1 protein-coding gene is annotated in these 1,077 nt (G+C 66.0%); it reads left to right on the top strand.

Features of this window, described 5'->3' with window-relative positions; translation table 11 throughout:
- A partial coding sequence (locus tag AB0H42_RS35885; RefSeq protein ID WP_357064366.1) for a condensation domain-containing protein occupies nucleotides 1–1,077 on the top strand: 1,077 nt, incomplete at both ends.

Genomic DNA, 1,077 nt, shown 5'->3' with positions numbered 1-1,077 from the left:
ATCGCTGCAGGCGCTGAAACTGAACGCGGAGCTGCGTCGCTGCGGCCTGACGGCGAACGTGCAAACGCTGTTTACCGCCCCGACGCTGGCCTCGCTGGCGGAGGCGCTGGAGGCGCGCTGCGAAATCGAGATCCCCGAGAACCTGCTGCGGCCGGATAGCGCGCGCATCACGCCTGAGTTGCTGCCGCTGGCCTCGCTGAACCAGGTTGAGATCGACAGCATCGTGGCGCGCGTGCCGGGCGGGGTGGCCAACGTGCAGGATATCTATGCGTTGTCACCGTTGCAGGAGGGGATTCTGTTCCACCACCTGTTGGCGGAACGGGGCGATCCGTACCTGCTGTCTACGCTGTTGCGCTTTGAGAACCGCGAGCGTCTGGATCGTTGGCGGGCCGCGATGCAACAGGTGATCGATCGCCACGATATTCTGCGCACGGCGTTCATCAGTGAGGCGATCCGCGAGCCGGTACAGGTCGTTTGGCGCGCCGCCGCGCTGCCGTGGACTGAGCTGACGCTCGATCCGGCGCAGGAGGCGATTGGCGATCAACTGCTGGCGCGCTTCGATCCGCAGCATGCGCGTCTGGATCTCAGCCGTGCGCCGCTGCTGAACGTCGTGGTGGCGCAAGATAGCGATGGCGGCTGGTGGATGCTGCAGCAATGGCATCATTTGGTGGGGGATCATTCCACGGCGGCATTGATCGAAGAAGAGATCGCCGCGATCCTCGCCGGCAAAGGCGCCGAGCTGGGCGCCGCGCCGCCGTTCCGCAATGCGGTGGCGCAGGCGCGTTTGAGCGTTAGCGCGCAAGAACATGAAACCTTCTTCCGCGCCATGCTGGCGGACATCGAAGAGCCGGTGCTGCCGTTCGGGCTCGGCAACGTGCGCGGCGATGGCAAGGGCGTCACCACGGCGCACCAGCCTATCGACAAGGCGCTGAACGAACGTCTGCGGCATCAGGCCAAACGGTTGGGCGTGAGCCTGGCCAGCCTGTGCCATTTGGCCTGGGCGCAGGTCTTGGCCCGCACCAGCGGCCACGACCGCGTGGTGTTCGGTACCGTGCTGCTGGGACGCATGCAGGCGGG

Origin of the sequence: Nocardia sp. NPDC050799 (assembly GCF_040654015.1) — a bacterium.
Taxonomy (GTDB): domain Bacteria; phylum Actinomycetota; class Actinomycetes; order Mycobacteriales; family Mycobacteriaceae; genus Nocardia.
Note: the sequence above shows the minus strand (reverse complement) of the source record. Positions and strands in the feature narration are given on the sequence as shown.